The sequence below is a fragment of the Aliiroseovarius sp. ABM4_368 genome, assembly GCF_056161205.1.
Genome location: NZ_JBSWYR010000002.1, coordinates 56806 through 79570 on the forward strand (window position 1 = coordinate 56806; position 22765 = coordinate 79570).

At 60.2% G+C, this 22765-nt stretch carries 19 protein-coding genes and 1 riboswitch; of the genes, 8 read left to right on the forward strand and 11 right to left on the reverse strand.

The features are described 5' to 3' along the window. Window positions 1-23 precede the first annotated feature (23 nt). Genes ACXAH3_RS06295 through ACXAH3_RS06305 form a run of 3 tightly spaced genes read left to right on the forward strand, consistent with a single transcriptional unit; the run spans window position 24 to window position 3288 of the window. Complete coding sequence (locus tag ACXAH3_RS06295; protein ID WP_474861225.1) at window positions 24-914, forward strand: formate dehydrogenase accessory sulfurtransferase FdhD; 891 nt, start codon at window positions 24-26, stop codon at window positions 912-914. Further along, the gene (gene mobA / locus ACXAH3_RS06300; protein WP_474861226.1) at window positions 911-1531 is read left to right on the forward strand and encodes a molybdenum cofactor guanylyltransferase MobA; all 621 of its coding nucleotides are present in this window, start codon (window positions 911-913) and stop codon (window positions 1529-1531) included. Before ACXAH3_RS06295 ends, mobA begins: the two co-directional genes overlap by 4 nt. After that, the gene (locus ACXAH3_RS06305; protein ID WP_474861227.1) at window positions 1528-3288 is read left to right on the forward strand and encodes a bifunctional molybdopterin-guanine dinucleotide biosynthesis adaptor protein MobB/molybdopterin molybdotransferase MoeA; all 1761 of its coding nucleotides are present in this window, start codon (window positions 1528-1530) and stop codon (window positions 3286-3288) included. Before mobA ends, ACXAH3_RS06305 begins: the two co-directional genes overlap by 4 nt. Before the next feature lie 61 nt (window positions 3289-3349). Here ACXAH3_RS06305 and smpB read toward each other — a convergent pair whose 3' ends face one another. Continuing rightward, window positions 3350-3826 (reverse strand): SsrA-binding protein SmpB, encoded by a 477-nt coding sequence (smpB, locus tag ACXAH3_RS06310; protein WP_474861228.1) that lies wholly within the window; start codon window positions 3824-3826, stop codon window positions 3350-3352. A gap of 105 nt (window positions 3827-3931) precedes the next feature. Continuing rightward, window positions 3932-4807 carry a 4-hydroxy-tetrahydrodipicolinate synthase gene (dapA, locus tag ACXAH3_RS06315; protein ID WP_474861229.1) on the reverse strand — a complete coding sequence of 292 codons (876 nt, stop codon included), beginning with the start codon at window positions 4805-4807 and terminating at the stop codon, window positions 3932-3934. A gap of 146 nt (window positions 4808-4953) precedes the next feature. Here dapA and ACXAH3_RS06320 point away from each other — a divergent pair, with 146 nt between their 5' ends. Then, entirely contained in the window at window positions 4954-6915 is a 1962-nt protein-coding gene (locus tag ACXAH3_RS06320) for a lytic transglycosylase domain-containing protein (RefSeq protein ID WP_474861230.1), read from the forward strand. On the opposite strand, the gene ACXAH3_RS06325 is transcribed toward ACXAH3_RS06320, so the two are convergent. Next, window positions 6905-7768, reverse strand: a complete 864-nt coding sequence (locus tag ACXAH3_RS06325) for a DMT family transporter (protein WP_474861231.1) — start codon at window positions 7766-7768, stop codon at window positions 6905-6907. The genes ACXAH3_RS06320 and ACXAH3_RS06325 overlap by 11 nt on opposite strands. A gap of 10 nt (window positions 7769-7778) precedes the next feature. Then, window positions 7779-8456, reverse strand: coding sequence for a tRNA (5-methylaminomethyl-2-thiouridine)(34)-methyltransferase MnmC2 (gene mnmC2 / locus ACXAH3_RS06330; protein WP_474861232.1), 678 nt, complete (start codon window positions 8454-8456; stop codon window positions 7779-7781). Between the two features lie 55 nt (window positions 8457-8511). On the opposite strand from mnmC2, the gene ACXAH3_RS06335 reads away from it, so the two are divergent. Beyond that, window positions 8512-9552: an NAD(P)/FAD-dependent oxidoreductase gene (locus ACXAH3_RS06335; protein ID WP_474861233.1), complete on the forward strand. Its 1041-nt coding sequence runs from the start codon at window positions 8512-8514 to the stop codon at window positions 9550-9552. Between the two features lie 100 nt (window positions 9553-9652). Here ACXAH3_RS06335 and ACXAH3_RS06340 read toward each other — a convergent pair whose 3' ends face one another. From ACXAH3_RS06340 to ACXAH3_RS06355, 4 genes are all read right to left on the reverse strand, one after another. Continuing rightward, window positions 9653-10189 carry an NADPH-dependent FMN reductase gene (locus ACXAH3_RS06340; protein WP_474861234.1) on the reverse strand — a complete coding sequence of 179 codons (537 nt, stop codon included), beginning with the start codon at window positions 10187-10189 and terminating at the stop codon, window positions 9653-9655. 361 nt (window positions 10190-10550) lie between these two features. Beyond that, window positions 10551-10862, reverse strand: a complete 312-nt coding sequence (locus tag ACXAH3_RS06345) for a YciI family protein (RefSeq protein ID WP_474861235.1) — start codon at window positions 10860-10862, stop codon at window positions 10551-10553. A 24-nt stretch (window positions 10863-10886) separates the two neighbouring features. After that, the gene (cobO, locus tag ACXAH3_RS06350) at window positions 10887-11495 is read right to left on the reverse strand and encodes a cob(I)yrinic acid a,c-diamide adenosyltransferase (protein WP_474861236.1); all 609 of its coding nucleotides are present in this window, start codon (window positions 11493-11495) and stop codon (window positions 10887-10889) included. Window positions 11496-11608: 113 nt separating this feature from the next. Then, entirely contained in the window at window positions 11609-12814 is a 1206-nt protein-coding gene (locus ACXAH3_RS06355; protein ID WP_474861237.1) for a TsoY family (seleno)protein, read from the reverse strand. Window positions 12815-12975: 161 nt separating this feature from the next. Between ACXAH3_RS06355 and ACXAH3_RS06360 the strand changes: the two genes are divergently transcribed. After that, window positions 12976-13290 (forward strand): hypothetical protein, encoded by a 315-nt coding sequence (locus ACXAH3_RS06360; protein ID WP_474861238.1) that lies wholly within the window; start codon window positions 12976-12978, stop codon window positions 13288-13290. 28 nt (window positions 13291-13318) lie between these two features. Here the strand turns inward: ACXAH3_RS06360 and cobN are convergent, their stop codons facing one another. Continuing rightward, window positions 13319-17020, reverse strand: coding sequence for a cobaltochelatase subunit CobN (gene cobN, locus ACXAH3_RS06365; RefSeq protein ID WP_474861239.1), 3702 nt, complete (start codon window positions 17018-17020; stop codon window positions 13319-13321). Between the two features lie 63 nt (window positions 17021-17083). On the opposite strand from cobN, the gene ACXAH3_RS06370 reads away from it, so the two are divergent. Then, window positions 17084-17248: a hypothetical protein gene (locus ACXAH3_RS06370; protein WP_474861240.1), complete on the forward strand. Its 165-nt coding sequence runs from the start codon at window positions 17084-17086 to the stop codon at window positions 17246-17248. Window positions 17249-17255: 7 nt separating this feature from the next. Here ACXAH3_RS06370 and ACXAH3_RS06375 read toward each other — a convergent pair whose 3' ends face one another. Beyond that, a complete protein-coding gene (locus tag ACXAH3_RS06375) occupies window positions 17256-17708 on the reverse strand; it encodes a GNAT family N-acetyltransferase (RefSeq protein ID WP_474861241.1) in 453 nt (150 codons plus the stop codon). After that, window positions 17705-18811, reverse strand: coding sequence for a cobalamin biosynthesis protein CobW (cobW, locus tag ACXAH3_RS06380; RefSeq protein WP_474861242.1), 1107 nt, complete (start codon window positions 18809-18811; stop codon window positions 17705-17707). Before cobW ends, ACXAH3_RS06375 begins: the two co-directional genes overlap by 4 nt. A 32-nt stretch (window positions 18812-18843) precedes the next feature. Beyond that, a riboswitch (cobalamin riboswitch) is annotated at window positions 18844-19043 on the reverse strand. A 202-nt stretch (window positions 19044-19245) separates the two neighbouring features. On the opposite strand from cobW, the gene smc reads away from it, so the two are divergent. Continuing rightward, window positions 19246-22701, forward strand: a complete 3456-nt coding sequence (gene smc / locus ACXAH3_RS06385; RefSeq protein ID WP_474861243.1) for a chromosome segregation protein SMC — start codon at window positions 19246-19248, stop codon at window positions 22699-22701. Window positions 22702-22765 lie beyond the last annotated feature (64 nt).

Genomic DNA, 22765 nt, shown 5'->3' on the forward strand with positions numbered 1-22765 from the left:
CGCTTACGGCGTCTCAGCAGGAGTTGCAATTGGCCACCGAACTCAATCTTTCCGATTATCTGATCGCTCCCGATCCCGGCGCGGCGCGACTGACCCGTGCGGTTGCCGGTCATGACGAAACCGGCGCGCCTGTGACCATCAACGTGGTCGAAGAACGCCCGCTTACCATCTTCTTGAACCGACGCGAGATCGTGACCGCCATGACCATCGGCGATTATCCCGAATATCTGGCGCTGGGGTTCCTGCGCAATCAGGGGATGTTGTCCGAAGACGACCAGATCATCGGCGTGGATTTTGACGAAGATATCGACACGGTGGTGGTGCGCACCGCAACCGAGACCGACTATGAAGATAAACTGGCGCGCAAGACACGCACGTCGGGCTGCGCAGTCGGCACAGTGTTTGGCGATATGATGGAAGGGCTTGAGGGGCTAACCCTTCCCGCCGCGCCTGTGAAAACCTCGTGGCTCTATGCCTTGTCGCAAAAAATAAACCGCACGCCCTCGCTGTACCTGGAAGCAGGCGCGATTCATGGCACGGTCCTGTGCGAAGGTGATCGTCCGCTGGTCTATATGGAGGATGTGGGCCGCCACAACGCCGTCGACAAAGTAGCGGGTTGGATGCTGGACCAGAAAGTCTCGGGCGCGGATAAGATCCTTTATACAACTGGTCGCCTGACCTCGGAGATGGTGATCAAAACCGCGCAGATGGGTATTCCCGCGCTGGTCTCACGATCCGGCTTCACCGCGTGGGGCGTCGAAATCGCAAACGAGGTTGGACTGACCCTGATCGGTCGGATGCGTGGGCAGCGGTTTACTTGTTTGGCGGGCGAGGAACGATTGGTCCGCGATGTAGACCCGGCACATATGACTCACGAAGACCGCAAGCACCGCCGCAAGGGGGCAGGCGCATGACCCGCCCCCTTGGCATCATTCTGGCCGGTGGTCTGGCCACTCGTATGGGCGGCGGCGACAAAGGGCGGTTGCCGCTGGGCGACGGCACGCTTTTCACCCACGTGATCGACCGGCTTGCCCCTCAGGTCGACAGCATGGCCCTGAACGCAAACGGAGACCCCTCTCGTTTTTCCGACACCGGCTTGCCTGTCCTGCCCGACAGTATTGATGGCTATGCGGGTCCATTGGCGGGTGTCCTTGCTGGGCTTGATTGGGCGGCAGAACAGGGCGCGACCCATGTCGTTTCCGCCGCGGCCGACACGCCCTTTTTTCCGCGTGACATTGTGGACCGTCTGCTGATCGCCGCGCAGCGCGACAGCACGGAAATCGCGATGGCTGCTACGCTAGACCCGCAGCGCGGGGCAATGCGACAGCCCACTTTCGGCCTTTGGCCCGTGGCTCTTCGTGATGACCTGCGCGCGGCCCTAGAAGACGGCTTGCGCAAAGTCGTCCTGTGGACGGACAAACACGGGGCGGCTATCGCCAGCTTCACCCCCACGCCGTTTGACCCGTTTTTTAACGTGAACACACCAGACGATCTTGCTCAGGCCGAACAGTTTTTGGAGACCGCACCATGAAAATCTTCGGTGTTACTGGTTGGAAGAACTCGGGCAAAACCGGGCTGATGGAGCGTCTGATTGCCCATTTCACCGCCCAAGGCCTACGCGTTTCGACCCTGAAGCACACCCATCACGGGGTCGATCTGGAAAAGCCCGGATCGGACACGCACCGCCACCGTTTGGCAGGCGCGCAAGAGGTCGTGCTGGCCTCGTCCGCGCGCATAGCCACCCTGCATGAACTCCGCGACTCCCCTGAACCGCGTTTGGCCGAGCTGATCGCGGGCCTGACCCCCTGCGACCTTGTACTGGTGGAAGGGTTCAAAGGCGCTCCGCATCCCAAGATCGAGGCGCATCGCGTGGAAACCGGCGAGGACTTGTTGGCCCCAGAGAACGACTCGATCCGTGCCGTCGCCAGCAACGAAGCCCTACCGGACCTCGGCCTGCCCGTGTTCGATCTGGACGACACCGCTGCGATTGCTGCCTTCATTGCGGATGTTACGGGCCTTGCGCCATGCAAAGCAAAGGGATTGAAGAACGACTGTTTCGCGCTTCCGCCCGGCGTGCACTGGACCCCCGTCGATGAAGCGCTGGACACGCTCCGCGACCGTCTATCGCCCGTGGTCGATACTGAAACCGTACCTACAGCACAAGCGCGTGGCCGTATCCTAGCCAGTGATCACAAGGCCGCCCGGTCCAACCCACCCGGTGCGAACTCTGCCGTCGATGGTTATGCCTTCGCCTATGCTGATCTGCCCGAGGACGACATCATCGCCCTGCCCCTGATGTCCGAACGCGCCGCCGCTGGGGTACCTTTCACTGGCACCTTCCCGCGTGGCCACGCCATCCGCATTCTGACCGGCGCGCTTCTGCCTGAAGGCGTTGACACGGTGGTTTTGCAAGAAGACGTCCAAGTCGACGGACAAACTCTGCGCTTCCCCGCAGGCGTAAAGCCCGGGGCAAATGCCCGCGCAGCAGGCGAGGATATCGAGGCGGGCAAGCTGGCCCTGCCCGCAGGCCATAAGATGCGCGCGCCTGACGTGGCGCTGCTGTCCGCACTTGGCCTGCCAGACATCCAAGCCTTCAAACCGCTACGCGTCGGCGTCCTGTCCACTGGCGACGAGCTGGCCGAGCCCGGCACCACCTTTGACACCGACCGCACCTATGACGCCAACCGCCCGATGCTTCTGTCACTGGCCGAAGGTTGGGGCTATTCCCCTGTCGATCTAGGCCATGTGGCCGACGACCGCGACACCTTGCGAGCAGCCTTCGACACAGCTGCAACACAAGCGGACGTCATCCTGACCTCAGGCGGCGCATCTGCAGGGGACGAGGATCACGTCTCGGCGCTGCTTAAAGAAACAGGGTCTTTGCACCACTGGCGGATCGCCATCAAACCGGGCCGACCTCTGGCGCTGGCGCAATGGAACGGCACACCCGTTTTCGGGCTGCCCGGAAACCCGGTCGCGGCCCTCGTCACCACGCTGATCTTCGCGCGCCCAGCTTTCTCGCGCCTTGCAGGGGGGCCATGGCTGACCACGCCCGGCACAATGCTTCCTGCCGCCTTCACCAAGTCTAAGAAAGCAGGCCGCCGCGAATATCTACGCGCGCGCTTGACCGAAAACGGCGAAGTGGAAGCATTCAAATCCGAAGGGTCGGGCCGCATATCGGGTCTGTCATGGGCAACGGGGTTGGTTGAACTGCCCGACGAAGCCATGGACATCAACACCGGCACGCCCGTCCGCTTTATCAGTTACGACAGTCTCGGAATCATCTAACCCCCATCCTCTTGCCCTAAATACCTTGGGGTGAATGCCGAAGGCAGAGGGGCAAAGCCCCTTAATCCCCGTGCCGCAAAAGCCGCTGCTTCTGACGACCCCAATCCCGCTTGGCCTCGGTCGCGCGCTTGTCATGGGCCTTCTTACCCTTGGCAATGCCCACTTTAACCTTCACCAAGCCCTTGTGATTGAAATAGATCACCAGCGGCACAAGGGTCATGCCCTTCCGGCTGGTCGCATTCCACATCCTTGAAATCTCACGCTTGGACGCCAGCAGCTTACGCTTTCGGCGCTCCAAATGCCCCCAAGTCACCGCTTGCTTATAGGGCGCGATATAGGCGTTGGTTAGGTAAAGCTCGCCATCCTCGACGGCGACATAGCTTTCAGCAATATTCGACCCACCTTGACGCAGCGATTTTACCTCGGAGCCCATCAATACGATGCCGCATTCGATGTCTTCCTCGATCGCATAATCATAACGCGCACGCCGATTGTCGGCGATGACCTTATAGTTGGTATCTTCTTTTGCTTTAGCCATGTGCCGGATGTAGGGCCTGCACCGCGAACTGTCCAGACCATCAACCTAAATAGACAAAGGGCCGCGACGATGCGCGGCCCTCGTAACACAAATCATCCGTTCGGATCAGTTGATCAACCCGGCGTGACGCATGGCAGCGTCAATGGCGGCCTTGGTCTCAGCCGAGACTTCGGTCAACGGGCTGCGCACGTCGGTGCCGCAACGGCCCAGCTTGGACAGGCCATATTTCGCACCGCAAAGCCCCGGCTCCATAAAGATCGCCTGATGCAGCGGCATCAATTTGTCTGCAACTTCCAGCGCTTTGCCAAAATCACCCGCCAGAGTCGCGGCCTGCATATCCGCACACAAGCGCGGGGCCACGTTCGCCGTGACCGAGATACAGCCGACGCCGCCTTGGGCGTTGAACCCATGCGCCGTAGCGTCTTCGCCCGAAAGCTGCACGAAATCCGCGCCACAAGTCATACGTTGAAAGCTGACGCGTGCCAAATCGCCCGTGGCGTCTTTCACACCGACGATGTTCTTGTGCTTGGCCAGCACGCCCATGGTCTCGGGTGTCATGTCGACGACTGAACGGCCCGGAATGTTGTAGATCACGATGGGCAGATCGACAGCATCTGCCAACGTCTGAAAATGCGCGATCAAACCTCGTTGGGTCGGCTTGTTGTAATAGGGCGTCACCACCAGACCGGCAGCGGCCCCAACACGCTTGGCATGTTCCATAAAGCGCAGCGATTCGGTAGTGTTGTTCGATCCGGCGCCTGCAATGACTGGTACGCGCCCAGCCGCAGCTTCGACCACCGCTTCGATGACGGCCTCGTGCTCTTCATGGGTCAGGGTCGGGCTTTCGCCGGTCGTGCCCACCGGCACCAAACCGGACGAGCCTTCCTCGATCTGCCAATTAACCAAGCGTTTAAGCGCGTCGAAATCCACTGCACCGTCCTTGAACGGCGTAACCAGGGCAGGAAGAGATCCTTTGAACATGACACGCTCCATTTTTGTCTGTGTTTCCAAAAGCGTTTGCGGATCAGCGCTGAATCGCCCCGCAAACGCGGCGGAAACTAGCCGGGTTCGTCGCAAATGCCAAGTTTGTGTGTTGCGTGTTAGCGCCACAAAGATAGATTTTGCACATGAACAGGATCAAATCGCGATTCACCTCGGCAGTTTTGCTGGCCGTATTCATGGGTTTGCCCTCGGTTTCCGGCGCCTTGGCGCAGGATTCGGGCGCTGTAGCAGCTTTCCAGACAGCGATTAAATCTGCGCGCGCGGGTGATTGGGGCACAGCAGGGGCCGAGGCACGCAAGGGCAGCGCGCTGGCGGCTGACATCGTGGAATGGCATCGATTACGAGAAGCCAAGGGCAGCTTTGCTGACACCCGCGCATTTCTGTCGCGCCGCGCCGACTGGCCCGGTCTGAAACTGCTGCGTAAACGGTCCGAGAAATCCATCCCGCACAATCACACCCCATCCGAGGTTCTGGACTTCTTCAAAGACCAGCCCCCGCAAACCGGCAAGGGCGCACTGCGTCTGGCCGAAGCGCTGAAGGCGACTGGTAAAACTGACGAAGCGAAGGCCCAAATTGTGACCGCGTGGACGTCCTTGTCACTGGATCAGGACGAGCATGAAGCCTTTGTGTCGCGCTACGGCGATACGCTGCGCGCGCATCATTGGGACCGTGCGGATGCGCTTTTGTGGCGCGGGGCAACAACCGAGGCCGGGCGGATGATGCCGCTTCTGTCCTCGGGCCAGCAGGCTTTGGTAAAAGCGCGCATCGCGCTGCGCAAAAAGCAAAACGGCGTTGATGCGTTGATTAAAGCCGTACCTGCCAACTTATCCAACGATCCGGGGCTGGCTTACGAGCGGTTCTTGTGGCGCGCATCAAAAGGGCGCAATCAGGATGCGACGGATCTGTTGTTAGAACGCTCGACATCTGCCCAATCGCTGGGCGAGCCCGAGCGCTGGGGCAGTTGGCGGCGCGTGTTGGCGCGCTGGTCGATGCGCGACGGGAAATCCCAGCAGGCCTACAAACTGGCGGCGTCTCACCACATTGAAACCGGATCAGACCGCAACGATCTGGAATGGCTTGCGGGCTATCTTGCGCTGCGCAAGCTGAACGACCCCTTGACCGCAAGCGCGCATTTCAAAGCCTTTCAAGCAGGAGTTCAGACCCCCATCAGCCTTGGCCGCGCCGGATACTGGAATGGCCGTGCTTACGAAGCGCTGGGGGACAAGGTGATGGCGCAGGCGGCCTATGAATTTGGGGCCGAGTTTCAAACCAGCTTCTATGGCCTTCTGGCCGCTGAAAAAGCCAACATCCCCATGGACCCGCGCCTGACTGGCACAGAACCTTTCCCGGACCACAAACAAGCCAGCTTTTGGGGTGGGTCCGTCATGGAAGCCGCCCGCATTCTGCAAGCGGCGGGTGAACTTTACTGGGCCGAGCGTTTTGTCGTCCATCTGGCCGAAAGCCTGTCTCGCGAACAGTTGGGACAACTTGGCGCGTGGGCGGAAAGCGTGAACGAACCACACTTGCAAGTGATGATCGCCAAGCAAGCGGCACGCCAAGGGCACACTATCGCACGGCCTTATTTCCCTACGCCGGACATTGGGCGCGGCAATCGCTCTGTGCCCCGCGCTCTGGAACTGGCCATCGCACGCCGTGAAAGCGAGTTTGATCCCTCGGTCGTGTCCGGAGCAGGTGCACGCGGCTTGATGCAATTGATGCCCGGCACTGCGTCCGACATGGCCAAGCGACTGGACATGCCTTATTCGCGTGCACGCCTCACGCAAGACCCCCCTTACAACACGCGGTTGGGATCGGAATATCTGGCGAAACTGATCGAGGATTTCTCGGGCAATCCGGTGCTGATATCTGTGGGATATAACGCCGGTCCGGGTCGCTCGCGCAGTTGGACGGAACGCTTTGGAGACGTGCGATCCTCGTCCGTCGACATCATCGACTGGATCGAACACATCCCGTTTCGTGAGACCCGAAACTATGTCATGCGCGTCACCGAAAGCCTGCCTGTCTATCGTGCGCGCTTGACAGGGAAAACCGAACCCCTGCGCTTGTCGACCGAGCTTAAGCGATAGCGCGGCGGCTGCGGATCAGCGTGAAAATGCCTGCGGACACGACGATCACCGCGCCGATGACGACATTGGTGTGCAAGGTCTCGTTGAAGACAAGCACGCCGATGAAGCTGACGAAAACCAATTGCAAATAGGCGAAGGGTTGCACGGTGCTGGCTTCGGCAAATTCATAGCATTTGATCAAGAGCCAATGGCCCAACACGCCCGTGCAGCACAACAGCGCCATCCACGCCCAGTCACCCGGCAACATGGGTTGCCAGAACCAGATGCCAATCGCGGTCATCAACACCGCCCCGATTATGCCCGTCCAGAAAAAGCTGGTCTGCGTGCTGTCCGTCTTGGCCGCCAACCTCGTCATCAGTCCATAGACCGCAAACATCGCAGCCCCCAGCAAAGGAATGATGGCGAGGGGCGAGAACACGCCCGATCCCGGCTGTAGAATTATCAGGATGCCGATGAAGCCAATGCCAATGGCCACCCAACGGCGCCAACCCACATGTTCACCCAGAACGGGGCCGGATAGGGCCGCAATCATAAGGGGATAAACTGCGAAAATCGCGTGACTTTCCACCAGCCCAAGCAATGTGAAGGACAGAATGGTCACACAAATCTCCAACGCTAAAAGCGCCCCACGGCTGACTTGCAGCCAAGGGCGCGCGGGACGCAATGCGTCGGTCAGCCCGCCATTGCGATGTGTGATCCAGATGACAAACGCCGCGAAGAACCAATAGCGGATCATCACCACCATCCAGACGTTGTACTCGCCCCCTAAATGGCGCGAGATCCCGTCCTGCATCGCGAAGACAAAGGTGGTGGCCACCATCAGCGAGATGCCGATTTGAGTGTTGCGCTCCATTGCGTCCCCCCTAAGGTCGCAATTTGCCACGGCTCATATGCCGTTTGCGCCCGTATCCGGGAACACGTTCCACGTCGAACCCCGCCGCGTCTAGGGCGCGACGGACAAAACCTGCAGCAGTATATGTCGCAAACGTGCCATTTGGCGCGGTGTGGCGCCCAACCTCACCCATCAAGTCCTCACCCCACAGCTCCGGATTTTTGGCAGGCGAGAATCCGTCGAGGAACCACGCATCAGCTTGACCATCCCACGCAGAGAGCGTTTCGCGGGCGTCGCCTTCGATCACGTCGACGGTGAATCCATCCAGATCAAAGTGACGCGCACCTTGCTCCCAAGCGGTCAGGAACGGGTCTGCCACCGCATACGCCTCGGGGAAGGCTTGCAGGGCGCGGTCGATGTCGGCGGCCTGCATCGGGAATGCCTCGAACGATGTAAAGCCACCGCCGCCCGGCGACCCCGCATCCCGCCACGCAATGAACGCGGCCAGCATGTTCAGCCCGGTGCCAAAGCCAAGTTCGGCGATCTGGAAACCCGGGCGCAAACGCGCGGCCAAATCATTGCCGTCAAGGAACACGTGCCGTGTTTCAGCCAAACCATCTTCTAGCGAGAAATAAGGATCATCGAACCGATCCGCGACCGGCACGCCGCTGTCTTTCCACGTGATCTTGGCTGTCTGGCGCTTTGTCATAATCTACCCTAGAACCCTTTCGAAACCTGCGCGAACATGAAGAAGGATGGCTTGGATGGCAACGGCTGATGTGACGGTCTATGGCGCAGGGATCTTTGGCCTGTCCGTCGCGTGGAGCTGCGCCAAGCGTGGGGCGATGGTGCGTGTGATTGATCCAAACGGGCCGGGCGCAGGATCATCCGGGGGCTTGGTCGGCGCGCTGGCGCCGCATGTGCCAGAACGCTGGAACGCCAAGAAAGCCTTTCAATTCGACAGCCTGATCATGGCAGAAGCGTATTGGGCCGAGGTAGAAGCTGTGTCGGGTGAATCCCCCGGATATGCACGATCAGGCCGCTTACAACCCATCGCGGACGAACGCCTGTTGGACCTTGCCAAGACCCGCGCAACCGAGGCCGAGACCCTCTGGCAAGGCAAGGCTGTGTGGCAAGTGCGTCCGGCCTCGGACTTCCCGGATTGGGCACCAATCAGCCCGACAGGTTTCCTGATACATGACACGCTCACCGCCCGGATGAGCCCCCGCCGCGCCGGGGCGGCTTTGGTCGCTGCAATCCAGGCCAAGGGCAGCAAGATTGTGACCGATTTCCCATCAGAAGGGATCGAAGTCTGGGCAACCGGCTGGCAAGGCATGGTCAAGCTTTCCGAAGAGCTGGGCAAACCTGTCGGCAACGGCGTCAAAGGCCAAAGCGCGCTTTTGGACTATGACGCGCGCCACATGCCACAGCTTTTCGCAGACGCCGTCCATATCATCCCGCACGCGGACGGCACCGTCGCCATCGGATCGACCAGCGAACGCGAATTTGATGACCCCTTCAGCTGCGACGAGGCACTGGACGAGGTCATCGCCCGCGCCCGCACCGCCTGCCCCGCCCTTGCCGATGCGCCGGTGATCGAACGCTGGGCGGGCGTCCGCCCGCGCGCCAAATCCCGCGCGCCTATGCTGGGCGAATATCCAGGCCGCCCAGGAACGTACATCACCAATGGTGGCTTCAAGATCGGCTTCGGCATGGGCCCGCGTGTCGGCGAGTTGATGGCTGATCTGGTGCTGGAAGGCCGCGACGAGATCCCCGACGATTTCCGGGTCGAGGCAAGCCTTTAAGCACCACCACGCAAAGACTTCTCGCATTTTCTTGTTACAAATATCCCGGGGGTGAGAGCCGCCGGCTCGAGGGGGCAGCGCCCTCCCGCAACTTCGCCAATTAAACTGCCGCCCGCAGCTTAGACATCAACGTCGATAGATTGGCTTCATAGCGCTCATTCGTCAGCAGGCCATTTTCATCGAACTCTTTCGAGCTTCCCGCCACCGCAATCTCTGGCCCGATCACCAGCTTCGGCTGAAACGGTGCCATAGCCGAGACCAGCGACACCTGTGCCCGCTCTCCACCCGCGCGGCCCGCAGCAGCGGACATAACGGCGACAGGCTTGCCCTCCCATGGTTGAGGCTTCACCCGGCTGACCCAGTCCAACGCATTCTTCAAAACGCCCGTCAGCATCTTGTTATATTCCGGGGTCGAAATGATCACCGCATCCGCCGCAGCGATCTGCGCGGCCAACTTGGCCACGTTTTCGGGAATGCCCTCGGATGCCTCGAGGTCCCCGTCATACAGCGGCAAGTTCAAATCAGCCTCGATATAATCTGCATCACCGTAAAGCCGCGCCGCGTTCCTAACTAAGAACCGGTTGGTTGCGTCCTTACGCAGGGAACCTGCCATGCCAAGCAATTGATGTTTGGTCAACTGAACCTCCTTATTCGCACCACCCGATTTGGGCGCGGAACACAGGTAAGGTCAAGGCAAAGGGCATCCCAAGCGGCACCGCGAACAAATCTTTGTGGGTTACCTGAAGACCAAGGGCGTAACCTGCGCCTTTTAGATCCCGAGTGAGAGTTTTCTGCACATCGTCTATCGTCAGGACGGTAGAGCTGCCATCCGCTCCGGTTACGTGATTGTGGCCCTGCCCGAAAAAATGCTGAGCGAAGCAACTGATCGCGAATGGACCGGGCGGAACGGGAACGAACAGATCGCCATGCCGCGCCTGACGCTGGATCAGTTGCACACAGGGCGAGGCGGGTTAACCACCGCGCTTTGTCGATTTGGGTCAACCCTTGGGCATCTCCTTCAGCTCTGCCAAATGGATCGTGCCCATCTGGATAAAGCTGTTTTCACTGGCAATCGCCAATGCTGTTTCCGCGTCCGGTGCATTGATCACGCAAAAGCCCATCATTGGCTGTTTGAACCCTTCACGGTGGCCATCTCCATCTACGGTCCACTGCGCCTTGAAGGGTGTCTCGGGCATTTCGAAAACGTCCGCGTATTTGGCAATCCATGCCTTATACGCGGCCTGCATCTCGGCCTTCTTGTCGTCAGGCACGTCCCTAGGTTCGTGATACGCCATATAGAATTTCGGCATGGTCTTTCCCTCGCTTCTCCGGGGTCAGAATTCGACCCCGATCTGCGCTTTGATGCCTGACCGGAACGGGTGTTTCACCAATTCCATCTCTGTCACCAAATCAGCAATCTCGATCAGATCGTCCGAGGCATTGCGCCCGGTCAAAACCACGTGGGTCATATCGGGCTTCTCTTCTACCAGAAACTTCACCACTTCGTTCACATCGACATAGTCGTAACGAATGGCGATGTTGATTTCGTCCAGCAGAACCATCTTGTTGGACGGGTCGCGGATCAACTCCTTCGATTTTTCCCATGCGGCCTGCGCCATCTCGATGTCGCGGGTGCGGTCCTGCGTCTCCCACGTGAAACCTTCGCCCATCGTGTAGAATTCGCAAATGTCCGAGAACTTGGCGTTGATCAGATCACGCTCGCCACAATCCATGCCACCTTTGATGAACTGCACGACGGCACATTTCATATCCGCAGCAATACAGCGGAAGATCATCCCGAACGCGGCCGAGCTTTTACCCTTGCCCTTGCCCGTATGCACGATGATCAGACCTTTCTTGTCGGTCTTCGTCGCCATGATCTTGTCACGGGCGGCTTTCTTCTTTGCCATCTTGGTGGCGTGGCGGTCGGGATCTACGGTCATTCTGGCCTCACTTCTGACTGTTCATCTAATGTGAAAGCACACGCCGCCAGATGCAAGTGCGGGCGCCCCGAAAATCGGAACGCCCGCCTATTTTGGCCACCGTGAGTGGCGTGTTACTCGGCTGGTACGGCCGAGCTTTCGTTGCGGCCAAAATGCTGTTTGTTCAGACGAACAACCAGAGCAATCATGGCGAATTGGAAAACTATAGCAATGGCGGAAATCACCCAGTATGTGACCGAGAACTTGTCGATCACGCCGGCTTTTACCAGACCCGAATTTAAGAAGAAGTGCAGCAGAACTGCCATTGCAACGCCCGGGCAGACCAACGCATAGGAACCGGGCGAAGTCTCTTTGTCGAAGACAAAGCTTTTCCAGTACCCAACGCGCGACAGCACCACCAAGCCCAGCAGGCCGAACAGGACTTGGACTGCGATCAGACGGGCAAGAAACACCATGGTTTCAGCAGCCGAACTGTGCACATCAAAGGTGGCGTGCAGCCCATGGTTCTGGCGCATGAACATTATGCCCAGAATGGTCATCAGCGGGATGACGATCATCAACGTCGGCGCAGCTTCCTTGGCGGTCCCATGGTGCAGCATCGAGTTGAAGGCAGTGAACAGGGCCAACGCGGCATAGACGATGGCTGCGGTGCCAAAGAAGGTCGAACCGATCAGGGCAACGCCAACGACCACGGTGTTTGCGCTCATCGCAGCGGGGGCAGCAAAACCCACAGCGGTCATAGCCAGTGCGAAGGACGGCAGCATCTGGGCAAAGCTATTGTGTGCGGTTACGTCGAAAACGCCGCCTTTGGACAGTACGCGGCCTAGGAAATCCCCGATAAAGCTCAGCGCCAAAATGCCTATGGCAAGAAAGGCCGCCATGGCGAAGGGAAACAGGTATTCGACGATAGACCACAAGCCGGGGACGAAGACCAGACCGGCCACGAACAGGCCGTTCACACTCATCGCCAGCGCCAGCGGCATGGCAAGCAAGGTGGTTTCGGCGTTCGAGTTCTTCAGCGTGGTAAAGGCGTCGGTCTTGCGGAAGGCCGAGAAGCTTTTCAGGTTCCAGATCAGGTATTTCAGGTTCAGAAACACCATCGCGGCGATACCCACCCATGCGACGACGATAGCAGTCTTCATGCCCATCGATCCGGTGGTGAAGGCAGCCATAATATCTTCGAAGACAGGCACGGGCTGACCCGGGTGTTTCACCCAGAACATCAGGTACATAAAGAAAGTGACCGACAGGCCACCGGCACCAACCGAGGCAAGAAAGTAAAGAGGCGAGTATCTGTCTGCGGGACGCGAGAGTTGCATTGGACTTCTCCATTCATATTCGTAATCTTGAATATCTTATAATTGCAATTGCAACAGTCTGCAAGCCCGCGGCCTTGCACAGATTGTCGCGGGGTGAACTGTTGGGATTTACCGATTGTTAACCAAGGCGTCGCAAGGTGCCGGGGAAGGAGTCACCAACCATGCGACTAGCCCATTCCCTTGTTCTACTGGGTCTTCCAGCCCTCGCGGCCTGCGACAGCCCCAGCCCTCAATTCATGCATCGCGACACCGCCACCACGCGGGTCGAGGTCGAGGGATCAAACTTTTCCGTGCATCAGCGCGAAAACTGGGTCGAGGTCTATCGCACCGGGTTTGAGGCCCTGCCCCGCGTCCCGGTGATTCTGGCACGCTCGAAAATCGCGATTGAACAGGCCACTGGGTGTAAGGTGGTCGAGGGATCTCTCAGCGGGGATCAGGCAATTCAGAGGGCAGAAATCGACTGCGACACGGCATAAACCGCCGGCGCGACGAAACGCAACTGTGTCAACTGATCTGATCTAGCATCGCCCGGGCCGAGTTTGACCGCGGCGCCCAAATCCCTCGTTCGATCGCTTCGCGCAAACGCTCGGCGATCTCTTTCAGGGCCGGATCGTTGTGTTCCTCGATGAACTCGCGCGTGTCATCATCCTCGATGAACGCGCTATAGACCAGATCGAAATGATGGCTGCGTACGGCCCCCGTGGTGGCAGCGAAGGCGAACATATAGTCGACCGTCGCAGCAATCTCGAACGCGCCCTTATAGCCGTGGCGCTTCACACCATCGATCCATTTCGGGTTCACCACACGCGAGCGGACCACGCGGCCGATCTCGTCTTCCAGCGTACGTATTACCGGACGCTCAGGCCGTGAATGGTCGTTGTGATAGATCGGACGATCCCGGCCCTGAAGGGTCGACACAGCTGCCGCCGCGCCGCCTTCGAACTGATAATAATCATCGCTGTCCAGCAGGTCATGCTCGCGGTTGTCTTGGTTCTGCACGATGGCCTCGACCTGCCCCAAACGGGCCTCGAACCCTTCGCGGTCGCGAGTGCCTTCGCTACCTGCACCATAGGCGTACCCACCCCATTCCAGATAGGCCTCGGCCAGATCGGCTTTGTCGGCCCAAAGCCGTTCGTCGATCATCGCCTGAAGTCCGGCCCCATAGGCACCGGGTTTCGATCCATATACACGCGAGGCGCCCTCGCCCGCTCGCACGCGCGCGGCGGCGGGATTTACATCGTCGGGTTCGTCCAACGCCTGAACGGCCCGCGCCGCACTGTCGACCAAGGCGATCAGCTGCGGGAAGGCATCGCGGAAGAAACCCGACACCCGCAAGGTCACGTCCACACGCGGACGGCCCAACGCGGATGACGGGATCACTTCGAACCCGGTCACGCGGCGGTTGGCGCTGTCCCATTTGGGCTTCACACCCATCAGCGCCAGCGCTTGCGCGATGTCATCGCCGCCCGTTCGCATATTTGCCGTGCCCCATGCCGTCACCAGCATCGAACGCGGCCAATCGCCGTGCGTTTGCAGATGCTTGTCGATCAACAGGCTAGCCGATTTCCACCCCAGCGCCCAAGCGGTTGGAGTCGGCACGGCGCGGCTGTCGACCGAAAAGAAATTCCGCCCTGTCGGCAAAACGTCCAAGCGTCCGCGAGTCGGCGCGCCAGAGGGCGCAGGGGCGACGAACTGCCCAGCAAGGGCGGTGAGAAGCCACTTCCCCTCATCCGGGCCACAGGCCCGAACCGAAGGCAAAACCTGCGCGTGATAAGCGTCGAGTACAGGACGGGTTGCGGTAAACTCCTCTGGCACCTCGTCCCAAGCGACGGCAAGCTGAGCTAGCAGTTCCAAGCGCTCAACAGCGTCGCCATTGCTGCGCCAGTTGCCCGCCTCGATCGCTTCGAGACGTGCGTGACGCGGGCCGTCATATGTGGCGGCCATATCGCAATCCAACGGATCGATATCCACGCCGCAATCCGCTGCCAGAGCCCGGATCAGCGACGCATCGCTACCTTCACCCTGACCGCGCGGGACACGAACCAGTGCAATGCCTAGGTCGCGCTCCAGATTCCCAGTCGGAGACTGCCCGAACACATGCAGCCCGTCGCGGATTTGCGCCTCTTTCAGCTCGCACAGATAGGCATCGAGCTTCGCCAGATCGCTATCTTCATCCTCGCCCGACATACCCACATCAGCGTCCAGCCCGGTGGCTTGGGTTAGGGTCAAAATCTCGCGCCGCAGATGTTCGATACGGCGGGGATCTACCCCGGCAGCCTCGTAATACTCGTCGACCAGAGCTTCCAGATCGCGTAGCGGCCCATAGGTCTCGGCCCGGGTCAGGGGCGGGGTCAGGTGGTCGATGATCACCGCCTGCGCGCGGCGCTTGGCTTGCGTTCCTTCGCCAGGGTCATTCACGATGAACGGATAGACATGCGGCATCGGGCCCATCACCGCCTCGGGCCAGCAAGTCTCGGACAGGGCGACGGCCTTGCCCGGCAGCCATTCAAGGTTTCCGTGCTTGCCCATATGCACCAGCGCATGCGCGCCGAAGGTGTGGCGCAGCCAGAAATAGAAGGCCAGATAATTGTGCGGTGGGACAAGGTCGGGAGAATGATAGGTGTCGGTCGGATCGATGTTATAGCCGCGCGCTGGCTGCACGCCGACCACGACGTTGCCGAACTCCAGAACCGACAATGCAAATGACCCGCAATCAACGTCACCCGGCGTGAAGAATGGATCTTGTTCCGGCTTGCCCCAGCGACTCTCGATCGCCTCACGCATTTCCCACGGCAGTTGGCCATAGTTGATCTGATAGTCCGACATCGGCATCGTCACGCCACCCGAGCGCGCGGCCCGGTCGGTAAGCCAATTGGTCGGGCCGGCCATGACCGCCTGCATCAAGGCGTTGCTATCCGCGGGCGCATCTTTGACCATATAACCCTGATCCGCCAGCAGTCCCATCGCGTGCACGACAGCGGCAGGCGTATCCAGCCCTACGCCGTTGGCCAGCCGCCCATCCTTGTTGGGATAGTTCGCCATGATCAACGCGACTTTCCGATCCGCAGCGCCTGCCCGGCGCAGACGCGCCCAGTTCGCCGCAAGTTCGGCCACGAATTGCACCCGATCGCCCAGCGCTTTGTAGGTGGCGATGGGGCATTCAGTGGCTTCATCAAAGAACGCTTCGCCTTTGAAGCTAATCGCGCGGGACAGGATGCGACCGTCCACCTCGGGCAGTGCCACGTTCATCGCGATGTCGCGGGCGGACAGGCCGGTCAGACCTTCGGCCCAAGCCTCTTCGCTGGATCCGGCCAGCACCACTTGGCACACCGGCGCGGCGTTGCACCACGGGGCCTCGAACGGGTTTTGGCTGGGCACGTCACCTGCATGCGGCGATCCGACGGCGAACGAGGTGCAGTTCAGGATAACCTCGGGCGCGGCCTCGGTGAACAGGCTTTCCAGCGTCGCGACTGACACTGGATCTTTCAAGGACGCAACGAAGACTGGCAGCGGGTTCAGCCCCTTACGCAACAGCGACTTCACCAGCCGGTTTATCGGGTTCAGACCCGCACCTTGCACCAACGCACGATAAAAGACGACGGGCACGACGGGGGCGCCCGCGGTCCACGCCTCTTGCGCAGCAGACAAATCCGAGACACCCGCGCCGGGCCAATAGACACCCGCACGCAGCAAGGGGCGCGCAGCTTCGGGGCGCTCGCCGCCCTGCATCATCGCCTTAGCGTAATTCAGAAACCCAACCGAGTTTTCCGGCCCGCCCTCGACCAAATAGGCCCAGAGCGCATCGTAATCCTCGTTCGACACCGTCGACAGCGCCCTCAGTTCCGCGTCCGGTTTGTCGTCGCCGGGAAGCAGTGCCAAAGGCACGCCCGCGTCACGCAGATGGGCCGCATATTGTTCGGCCCCGTATTTCCAGTAGCCGACGCCGCCAAGCACACGCGCCACAACCAGCCGAGACTTCGTCGCGCAGTTGTCGATATGCAGGTCGACCGACATCGGGTGCGCCAAATGCATCATGTTGGCAAGACGCAAACCGGGCGCGTCCGCCATCTCGGCCCGCGCTTGGGCCAACCCCGCAAGTTCCGTGTCGGCCGCCGAAATGAACACCAGATCCGAGGGCGTCTGCCCCAGATCAACCGGTTCTTTTCCGTCATCAATGCTGCCCGGAGTGGCTGCCAGAAGATGCATGTCGCGTCCCTTGCGTTAAGATGTTATGGACCGGCCAAACATGACCCGATCAAGGTGAACCCTATGGATTATAAAGCTGCCGGCGCGCCGAAACCTGCCAAGGGCAAGCCCCGCCACTCCGAACATAATGCCCGCGGGACCGAGAAGAACCCGCTGAACCGCAAAGACGACAAATCGGCGCTTTTGGCGCGGATGAAGGCGGCTGCCGATAAGGGCAAGAAGGCGTAAACGCCGATCACAGCGCTTTCTCCATGAAAATCGAACTGTTGGCCTCGGGATAGCTGCCAAATGGCCCGCATGTGCGGAACCCAACCCGTTCGTACAGACGGTGCGCCGCGTAAAGCACATTGCCGGTTTCCAGCTTCATCGCCGCATGTCCTTTGCGGCGCGAAGTTGCCTCGATTTGCCCAAGCAAAGCCTCACCCACGCCTTTGCCGCGCGCGTCGGGTGAGACGAACATGGACTTCACTTCGCCATATTCGCCCTTGTCGGCCAGTGCGCCTGTGCCAAGAATTACGTCGCCCTCGCGTGCCACGAAGAACGAGATCTCGGGCACGCACAGGTCGTCGATATTCAGGAAGAAATTGTCCTCGGGGGGAAACAAGCTCTCCATCAAGGCATGGCTTTGCTTCAGCAACGCCGTGGCCTGAGGATCGCGCGGATCGCCAAGGACAACCTGAACGGTCATGCGATCAGCGCCTGTGTTATGGCGTCGCGGTTCAGTCCCGACTGGCCAATGACCACCAAACGCGTTTCGCGGGGCTGGGTGCCGAAGGGCTGGTCGAAATAGGTGTCGACGCGGGGACCAACCGCCTGAAGCGTCAGACGCATTGGCTTGCCTTCGACGGCCGCGAAACCCTTCAAGCGCAGGATGTTGTTGGCGCGGATCACGTCGGCGACTTTCTCGGCAAAGGCTTTCGGGTCGGCGACCTCGCCCAGCGTGACCACGAAGCTTTCAAACGCGTTATGGTCGTGATCGTGGTGGTGATGATGGTGATCATCGTGATCGTGGTGATGGTGGCCGTCATCATGGTCGTGGTCGTGGTCATCGTGATGATGATGCCCCTTCTCGTGCAGCGACAGACGGGCAGCCATATCATCTTCAGCACCCATGCCCTGCCCCAGCAGAACCTCGACCGGCAGCGCGCCCATGGTCGAGCGCACAACCTGCACGCCGTCACGGCTGTCCCCGGTCAGCTTCGAGACCAGTTGATCCGCTTCACCTTCCGCCAGAAGGTCGGACTTGTTCACCACAATCATGTCGGCGCAGGTCACCTGATCCTTGAATAGCTCGGACAAAGGCGTCTCGTGATCTAGGTTCTCGTCGAGCTTCCGCTGCGCCTCGACCGCATCCAGATTGGAAGCGAACTGACCGTCAAACACGGCTTTCCCGTCAACAACGGTCACAACACCGTCCACCGTCACGCGGGTCGAGATCTCGGGCCATTGGAATGCACGAACCAGTGGTTGCGGCAAGGCCAGACCCGAGGTTTCAATCACGATGTGATCCGGCGGCGTGTCACGATCCAGCAGTTTCTCAAGCGTGGGAATAAAGTCCTCGGCCACGGTGCAGCAGATGCAACCGTTGGACAGCTCCATGATGTCATCTTCGGTGCAGGTCTCGTCCCCGCAGCCTTTCAGGATGTCGCCATCCACCCCCAGATCACCAAACTCGTTGATGATCAGCGCGATGCGTTTGCCTTTGGCGTTGTCCAGCATGTGACGGATCAGGGTCGTCTTGCCCGCACCCAGAAAACCGGTGACCACGGTGGCAGGTATCTTTGCTTGCATATTATCCTCCTTCGCCCGTCTCCCCGACGGGTGGGTTTCGATTTCGCATGGCAGGTCTCCTGGCTTTGCGGGTCGAAGCGCGCCGCCGCCTTCCCGACCCTTTGGATCAGTGGCGTTGGCGGGCGCTCTCCGCTTACAGTCGCGGGGGCGGCTGCACCATCAAACCCCGAATTGGGTCGTCCCCGGTGCATTCCCTTTTGTCCCATTGGGAACCATGCCGGACTTGTTTGCCGCGCGATGGGCCAGAGGGTCAAGGTCGAAACCGACCTGCGGGCGCGGAATGACGGCAAGACGAACGCGCCCAAACGGCGGCAAATGCAATATCTTGTGGATAACTCGCCGATTTCGCCCACATATCGGTGCAGGCCGTTGACTCGTCGCAATTCGATCCGAACAATCATCAGACGATAAGAATCAACGACGAGGCAGACCGCTTGCGGTTTTCGAAGATCAGACTGAATGGCTTTAAAAGCTTTGTGGACCCGACCGATCTGGTGATCGCTGACGGGCTTACAGGCGTGGTTGGGCCGAACGGTTGCGGGAAATCGAATCTGCTTGAGGCCCTGCGGTGGGTCATGGGTGAAAACCGCCCGACCGCAATGCGCGGCGGCGGGATGGAAGACGTGATCTTCGCCGGTGCTGCCTCGCGTCCTGCGCGCAACTTTGCCGAAGTCTCGTTGCTGCTCGACAATAGCGAACGTCTTGCCCCGTCGGGCTTCAACGAAAGCGACAACCTTGAGATCGTGCGCCGGATCACCCGCGACGCAGGCTCTGCCTATAAGGTGAACACCAAGGATGTGCGCGCGCGTGATGTGAGCATGCTGTTTGCCGATGCCTCAACCGGGGCGCATTCGCCTGCACTGGTGCGGCAGGGGCAAATTTCCGAGCTGATCAACGCCAAACCCAAAGCACGCCGCCGTATTCTGGAAGAAGCCGCTGGGATCTCGGGCCTGTATCAACGCCGCCACGAGGCCGAACTGAAACTGAAAGGCACCGAGACCAATCTGGCCCGCGTGGATGATGTGATCGAACAATTGGCCTCGCAACTGGGGCAGTTGGCGCGTCAGGCCCGTCAGGCCGCACGCTACCGCACCATTGGCGATGATCTGCGACTGGCAGAAGGCTTGCTGCTGTATCGCCGCTGGCGCGAAGCGGATGTCGCGCGCGCTGAGGCTCAAACCCAACTGACGGAACGCGTGAAGGCTGCCGCTTCGGCCGAAGGTGCTTCACGACAGGCCACCAAAGCCCGTCAGGACGCCGAAGACCGCCTCCCCCCCTTGCGCGAGGAAGAGGCCGTCGCCGCCGCAATCCTGCAGCGCCTGCAGGTGCAGCGTGACCAGCTATCGGATCAGGAAACCCAAGCCCGCGAACGGATCGAGACCCTAACCAGCCGCATCACACAGCTGACCCGCGACATTGATCGCGAAAGTGGGTTGAACAAAGATGCGGGCGAGACGATCGAGCGTCTGGAATGGGAACAAGATCAGATTACAAAGGCGTCTGAAGGGCATGATGATGCACTTGAGGCGTACAATGCAGATGCCCGTGACAGCGCCGCGATCTTGCAGGAACGTGAAGGTGACCTGACTCAACTGACTGAAGACGTCGCACGACTGGCTGCACGCCATCAATCTGCACATCGCCTGTTGGATGACAGCCGAAAAACGCTGGAAAAGAGCGAAGGCGAAGCCAACCGTGCGCGCTCTGCGATGGACGATTCCAAGGGTGCGTTAGATAAGGCGGCGGCTGATTTTGAAGCTGCTGGTGTGGCCCAAACGACAGCAGCCAAAGCGTCAGAAGATGCGGAAGCCGCACTTGTGGCTGCAGACGAAGCGCGCGCCGATGCACAATCGCGCGAGGCTGACGCCCGCGCGGCTCGCTCGTCCGCCGAGGGCGAGGTAAATGCCCTTCATGCCGAGGTTCAGGCGCTGTCCCGTCTGGTCGAACGTGATGCGTCCGAAGGCTCGCAAGTGCTGGACAGCTTGCGCGTGAAATCCGGGTACGAGAAGGCCTTGGGGGCTGCTTTGGCCGACGATCTGCGCGCGCCAGAGATTGACGGCGAAGCACCTTCAGGTTGGGCGTTGTTGCCTGGATACTCGCAATCGCAACCCCTGCCCGATGGCGTGAATGCGCTGTCGAACTATGTCACCGTGCCCGAAGTTCTGGGCCGCCGGATGAGCCAAATTGGCTTGGTCAAAACCGAAGACGCCGCGCGCCTGCAGGCAGACCTGAAACCCGGCCAACGTCTGGTCTCGATGGAAGGGGATCTGTGGCGCTGGGACGGGTTCCGGGCCGGTGCGGAAGATCAGCCCTCGACCGCTGCGTTGCGGCTGGAACAGTTGAACCGCCTGCAGGAACTGAAGCAGGATCTGGAAGAGGCCACCGCCCGCGCCGACGGTGCCCGCGCCGCCCATGACATGCTGAAAGCCCGGTTGGTGGAAACGACCGAAGCCGACAAACACGCCCGTGACGCCCGCCGTGACGCCGACCGCGCGGTAACCGAAGCCAACCGCGCGCTATCGCGTGCCGAGGCCGATCGCAACATCGCGGAAGGCAAGCTGGAGAACCTTGGGCTGGCCCTGAAGCGCCACGAAGAAGAAGCGATGGGTGCGCGTCAGCGTCTGGCGGAAGCTGAAAAAGGCGTGGCCGATCTGGGCGATCTGGATGCCGCCCGCACGCAGGTGGAAGAGGTCAAAATGGCCGTCGAAGCCGCGCGGATGACCATGATGTCCAAACGCTCGGCCCATGATGAATTGCGCCGCGAGGGCGAGGCGCGGACCCGTCGCAGCCAAGAAATCACAAAAGAAATCTCGGGGTGGAAGCACCGTCTGGAAACCGCGGGCAAGCGGATCGCCGAACTGGACGAGCGCAAAACCGAAAACGAGGCCGAGTTGAAAGATGCTCAGGCTGCACCAGAAGAGCTGGCCGCCAAACGCGAAGAGCTGGCTGACGCGATCGGCGAGGCCGAGACCCGGCGCAAAGCCGCAGCAGACAAGCTGGCTGAAGGCGAAACAGCCGAGCGCGAGGCCGCCAATGCCGAACGCGACGCCGAGCGCGCCGCTGGTGAAGCCCGCGAGGCCCGCGCCCGCGCCGAAGCCCGCGCGGATGCTGCCCGCGAAACCGTCGCCCTTGCTGCCGAGCGCATTCAGGAAGAGATGGAGATCACGCCGGAGGCCCTGCTGGAAACGCTGGGCGCTGATCCCGACAAGATGCCATCATCCGAGCAGATCGAACATGATGTGAACCGGTTGAAACGCCAGCGGGATTCGCTGGGCGCTGTGAACCTGCGTGCCGAAGAAGACGCGAAGGAAGTTCAGGAAGAACACGACAACCTGCTGTCTGAAAAGACCGATCTGGAAGAGGCGATCAAGACGCTGCGCTCGGGCATTGCCAGCCTGAACAAAGAAGGGCGCGAACGCCTGCTGACTGCATTCGAGCAGGTGAATGAAAGCTTCGGCACCTTGTTCAAGCACCTTTTCGGAGGCGGTGAAGCCAAGCTGGTTTTGGTCGAAAGCGATGATCCGTTGGATGCTGGGCTGGAAATCATGTGTCAACCTCCGGGCAAGAAACTGTCGACGCTCAGCCTGCTGTCAGGTGGCGAACAGACCTTGACCGCACTGGCGCTGATCTTTGCCGTGTTCCTGGCCAACCCCGCCCCGATCTGTGTGCTGGACGAGGTCGATGCGCCGCTGGACGACGCCAACGTTACCCGTTTCTGCGACCTGCTGGACGAGATGACCCGCCGCACCAACACGCGCTTTTTGATCATCACGCACCACGCAGTGACGATGGCGCGGATGGACCGGCTGTTTGGTGTAACCATGGCAGAACAGGGCGTCAGCCAACTGGTCAGCGTTGACCTAAAAAAGGCCGAGCAGATGGTTGCCTAATCTGGCTTTGCCCTTGCTCCTCTACAATCATGACCCTAGGCTTTCCCAAAGTCCGATTTGGAGA

Coding starts and splice junctions, on each gene's coding strand:
- ACXAH3_RS06305 (WP_474861227.1), top strand. CDS start 1,528: ATGAAAATCTTCGGTGTTACTGGTTGGAAGAACTCGGGCAAAACCGGG.
- ACXAH3_RS06335 (WP_474861233.1), top strand. CDS start 8,512: ATGGCAACGGCTGATGTGACGGTCTATGGCGCAGGGATCTTTGGCCTG.
- ACXAH3_RS06375 (WP_474861241.1), bottom strand. CDS start 17,708: ATGACCGTTCAGGTTGTCCTTGGCGATCCGCGCGATCCTCAGGCCACG.
- ACXAH3_RS06320 (WP_474861230.1), top strand. CDS start 4,954: ATGAACAGGATCAAATCGCGATTCACCTCGGCAGTTTTGCTGGCCGTA.
- ACXAH3_RS06370 (WP_474861240.1), top strand. CDS start 17,084: ATGGATTATAAAGCTGCCGGCGCGCCGAAACCTGCCAAGGGCAAGCCC.
- mnmC2 (WP_474861232.1), bottom strand. CDS start 8,456: ATGACAAAGCGCCAGACAGCCAAGATCACGTGGAAAGACAGCGGCGTG.
- smpB (WP_474861228.1), bottom strand. CDS start 3,826: ATGGCTAAAGCAAAAGAAGATACCAACTATAAGGTCATCGCCGACAAT.
- ACXAH3_RS06345 (WP_474861235.1), bottom strand. CDS start 10,862: ATGCCGAAATTCTATATGGCGTATCACGAACCTAGGGACGTGCCTGAC.
- mobA (WP_474861226.1), top strand. CDS start 911: ATGACCCGCCCCCTTGGCATCATTCTGGCCGGTGGTCTGGCCACTCGT.
- cobW (WP_474861242.1), bottom strand. CDS start 18,811: ATGCAAGCAAAGATACCTGCCACCGTGGTCACCGGTTTTCTGGGTGCG.
- cobN (WP_474861239.1), bottom strand. CDS start 17,020: ATGCATCTTCTGGCAGCCACTCCGGGCAGCATTGATGACGGAAAAGAA.
- ACXAH3_RS06360 (WP_474861238.1), top strand. CDS start 12,976: ATGCGACTAGCCCATTCCCTTGTTCTACTGGGTCTTCCAGCCCTCGCG.
- ACXAH3_RS06355 (WP_474861237.1), bottom strand. CDS start 12,814: ATGCAACTCTCGCGTCCCGCAGACAGATACTCGCCTCTTTACTTTCTT.
- cobO (WP_474861236.1), bottom strand. CDS start 11,495: ATGACCGTAGATCCCGACCGCCACGCCACCAAGATGGCAAAGAAGAAA.
- ACXAH3_RS06325 (WP_474861231.1), bottom strand. CDS start 7,768: ATGGAGCGCAACACTCAAATCGGCATCTCGCTGATGGTGGCCACCACC.
- dapA (WP_474861229.1), bottom strand. CDS start 4,807: ATGTTCAAAGGATCTCTTCCTGCCCTGGTTACGCCGTTCAAGGACGGT.